Below are 3,160 nucleotides of genomic sequence, written 5' to 3'. Positions count from 1 at the left end.
ATTTTGTTCAATCAAGGCGTCATAAAAGTTGGTCGACAATTCATTTTGAATACTTTGAGTGTTTTCTAATAGATAGGTATAAGCTTGTTCAATTTTTTCGAAATTCATGATTTCCTCCGCACCCTATCATACCAAAAATTAGTCTTTTTCGCTATTTTCTGATGGTTCCTTGGTCTCTTTTGGCGTCTCTTCAGAAGGCGTTTCGGTCCCTGCCTTCTCCTTATCTTTCTGTTTCTTCTTCATTTCTTTTTGGCTCTTGCTACTTTCTTTTTCTTCCCTTACTGGAAGGACAAACTCATAGCTTTCGTCATTCATCTCAGCTCGGGCATGAAGAAAACCAGTGTCCTGCTGTAGCTGAACAACTCCAGACTTTAAATGAATCTCTGATGTCTTCTCATCACTCTTTCTCTTTTCAAGAGCCAATTGCACCAAAGCATAGGCCCGTAGACGATCTTGACTCGTCTTTAAGATCCGTCTTTCCGCGACCTGACGGTGCAGGTAAAACTGAAGCAAGAGACTGAAAATCACTGCCATCAAGAGGGCGTAGAGCAAGACACCAGCCTTAACTTTTTTCATTTTGTATCGCTGGTACCACATGGTAGACATACTCCCTTTCTAGACCTTCTTCAAAATTCAAACGCAGATGAAGCAACTCTCCCTCCTGCCAAATCTGACTAGAGTGAACACCTGAAATCATAGGCTGATAGCCCCTGCCCTTATCATCTGTTTTTCGGATATCATCTCCTTTAGATTGGCCAATAGCAATTGGTTTTTGATCCTGAACCAAGTAGATATGATTGTCCGCTACTTTTTCAAAATGACTCCGGTCCAATTCCACCTGCAATTGTTGCTGAAAAAGTATCCATTCTTCCTGCTTTTGATGCGCCTGGTAGTCCAATTCAGCATGCAGAAGCTTGGTCAAGCCTTGAAAGACCAACACTCCCCCACTAAGCACTAAGAGAGCGACCAAGGCTTCGAGCAGGGTAAAGGCCTTGACCTTTCCTTTATTCCACATGCAGTACCACCTTCCCTTGATGATAGACCGTGAGTTGATCGGCATCTTTTTCGACTTGAACCTGAATACCATTGGCCTCTAGATGATTTTGCCCTGTCTGAAGCGCCATTTGAGCGACAGATAAGACCTCTACCTCTTTGAAATCCGCTAGTCGCTCCTTGCGCGAACGCCGGATCTCCCCTAACAATAAGGTCGTAATCATGGCAAATAAACCCAAGGCTACTAAGGATTCTATGAGAATACTAGCGGGAACGGATGCTTTTTTTAATTTTTCCATTTCCAAGCGACAGTTGATAGGTCACCACTCCTCTCTGTGTCTGAAAGTGAACATTGGCCAGGGATGAATTGCCACCTGCTCGGTCTAAACGAATAGTTTTAGGATCTTGCAAAATAACAGAATCAGGAATCTCCACCGCCTGATAGGGCGTTTGAATCTTCCTTGCAGTCACTTCAACATCCAATTCCGTTTGCCTTGCCAATGCTATCTTTTGGCTTTCTTGATAGAGGTGTTCAAACTCTGCAAAAAATACTTTTTCTTCCACCTGCTGAAAGCTCGTCTTGATCGATCCCGATAAGCCCAGATAGATAAAACTGACGATCATCAAGGTCAGAAGGGTCTCCACCAAGGTGAAGGCCTTAATCTGCAACCGCACGAGTTTCTCCACTATTTTTCGCATAATAGGCACGATAAGATTCTGCTTGTTTGTTGGTAATATTTCCATCCGCAATCAGCTTTGCTAGAGTGGCTTGGTCATTGGTATGATTGAGCTCGTACAATTCAGCCTGGCTTTCGACCACCTTCACAACCGCTGCATTTCCTGTCTCTTTCACGGAGTCTTTTTGCTTGGTCAAATTCGGCACAAAGAGCAATAAGAGCACACTGATGATCAATAAGACCACCAACATTTCAATAAGTGTAAAGGCTTTAACCTTATAGGTTTTTAATTTTTTCATAAATGAACCTCCATATTTTGATAAATCGGCAGTAACATGGCTGCATAGAGTAAGACAATCACAAGAGCTACAAAGACAAACACCAAGGGTTGTATCACATTCATGGCCTTGTGAACCCGACGAAAGAAATCTTCCCATGTTTTTTCAGCATAGATCTCTAGTTCACTTCCGAGCTTTGATTTGACTTCACCATATTCAATCATAAGGGGCAATTCTTTTTTGAAAAAAGGATACCCCCTGACCGTCTCTGAAAAGGACTGGCCACGGTCTAAAGAAAGAGCTAAGTCCCTTCCAATTTCTTGAAAAAGCTGGGATTTTTGGTCCTGCATCATGGAAAAAATCTGAGACAACTCCAATCCTTGCCCAATCAGATTGCCCCATTCTCTGGCATAATAGGCTGTCAAATAAGCTTGAATCATGCCTTTTCCGAAAGGCAGATGAGACAAGGTTCTAAAAACGTTGATCTTGCCTGACTTTCGATAATAGAGAAAGCCGAGTAAGAAGAAGGTCACCAGTCCCGCTCCTAAGACCAAAAAGAGTTGGGGGAAGGAACTGATCAATTGCGTCCCAATATTTTGAGCATCCATTTGAGGAAGCAAGTAATTGCGCAAGCCTAGCATAATCAGAACTAAAAAGCCAAGCAAGATAAGAGGATAAGTGCTCACCTCAATCAGCTTTTTCTTGACCTTGCGCATGTTTTCTAGGTAAGCACTGATTTTCTCCAAGCTCAATATAAGATTGCCATGGAGTTCAGCGAGAGACAGCTGTGTCGTGACCGCATCTGAAAAACCGATCCCCGCCATCATCTCTGAAAAACTCCGCCCCCTCGAGAGGTCCTCTCGCATCTGGGAAACCAAACGACTCTCCACTAGGTGAGAGCGATCCAGAAAATCGACAATCTCAGACAGATGAAAACCACTCGAATAAAGATTCAAAAACAATTCGATGATTTGCTTTTGTTTAGCGGTAGATAATTTTTTCGGCTTGCGCCTGAGCCAGCTGGATATATCCCGATTGAGCCAAGAGATCCATTTGTTGGTTCCAGCGGCTGGCTGAGTGCTCTTGGTAGTTTTCCGTCGCAAAATCGACCACACCTCCTCCTGCAATTAATCGTTGGTAGCAAATACCTTGTAAAACAATCTTGAGCTCTTCCTCACTCACTCCAAGTTCTAAGAGCCTCTCATAAACACC

Annotated in this window: 6 protein-coding genes and 2 pseudogenes; all 8 read right to left on the bottom strand. The window is 43.3% G+C overall.

Going from position 1 to position 3,160, the window contains the following annotated elements:
- Positions 1 to 108, bottom strand: a pseudogene (locus tag PAN06_RS13520) (class I SAM-dependent methyltransferase); the annotation flags it as partial.
- A 30-nt stretch (positions 109 to 138) separates the two neighbouring features.
- Positions 139 to 606, bottom strand: coding sequence for a competence type IV pilus minor pilin ComGG (gene comGG / locus PAN06_RS13515; RefSeq protein WP_269796579.1), 468 nt, complete (start codon positions 604 to 606; stop codon positions 139 to 141).
- Positions 563 to 1,015: a competence type IV pilus minor pilin ComGF gene (gene comGF / locus PAN06_RS13510; RefSeq protein ID WP_151190960.1), complete on the bottom strand. Its 453-nt coding sequence runs from the start codon at positions 1,013 to 1,015 to the stop codon at positions 563 to 565. Before comGF ends, comGG begins: the two co-directional genes overlap by 44 nt.
- Positions 1,005 to 1,292 carry a competence type IV pilus minor pilin ComGE gene (gene comGE / locus PAN06_RS13505; protein ID WP_151190959.1) on the bottom strand — a complete coding sequence of 96 codons (288 nt, stop codon included), beginning with the start codon at positions 1,290 to 1,292 and terminating at the stop codon, positions 1,005 to 1,007. Before comGE ends, comGF begins: the two co-directional genes overlap by 11 nt.
- Positions 1,258 to 1,662, bottom strand: coding sequence for a competence type IV pilus minor pilin ComGD (gene comGD, locus PAN06_RS13500; protein ID WP_269796580.1), 405 nt, complete (start codon positions 1,660 to 1,662; stop codon positions 1,258 to 1,260). The genes comGE and comGD overlap by 35 nt, the downstream gene beginning before the upstream one ends.
- Positions 1,652 to 1,969 (bottom strand): competence type IV pilus major pilin ComGC, encoded by a 318-nt coding sequence (comGC, locus tag PAN06_RS13495; protein WP_101770912.1) that lies wholly within the window; start codon positions 1,967 to 1,969, stop codon positions 1,652 to 1,654. The genes comGD and comGC overlap by 11 nt, the downstream gene beginning before the upstream one ends.
- On the bottom strand, positions 1,966 to 2,997 hold the full coding sequence (gene comGB / locus PAN06_RS13490; RefSeq protein WP_195327253.1) for a competence type IV pilus assembly protein ComGB: 1,032 nt from the start codon (positions 2,995 to 2,997) through the stop codon (positions 1,966 to 1,968). The genes comGC and comGB overlap by 4 nt, the downstream gene beginning before the upstream one ends.
- Positions 2,930 to 3,160: pseudogene (locus PAN06_RS13485) on the bottom strand (type II/IV secretion system protein); the annotation flags it as partial. The gene comGB and the pseudogene PAN06_RS13485, both read right to left, overlap by 68 nt.

Source organism: Streptococcus sp. SM3 (assembly GCF_027497875.1).
Note: the sequence above shows the minus strand (reverse complement) of the source record. Positions and strands in the feature narration are given on the sequence as shown.

Bases quoted from the DNA above. Each gene is read 5' to 3' on its own strand.
- comGG (WP_269796579.1), bottom strand. From the start codon at position 606: ATGTCTACCATGTGGTACCAGCGATACAAAATGAAAAAAGTTAAGGCT.
- comGF (WP_151190960.1), bottom strand. From the start codon at position 1,015: ATGTGGAATAAAGGAAAGGTCAAGGCCTTTACCCTGCTCGAAGCCTTG.
- comGC (WP_101770912.1), bottom strand. From the start codon at position 1,969: ATGAAAAAATTAAAAACCTATAAGGTTAAAGCCTTTACACTTATTGAA.
- comGE (WP_151190959.1), bottom strand. From the start codon at position 1,292: ATGGAAAAATTAAAAAAAGCATCCGTTCCCGCTAGTATTCTCATAGAA.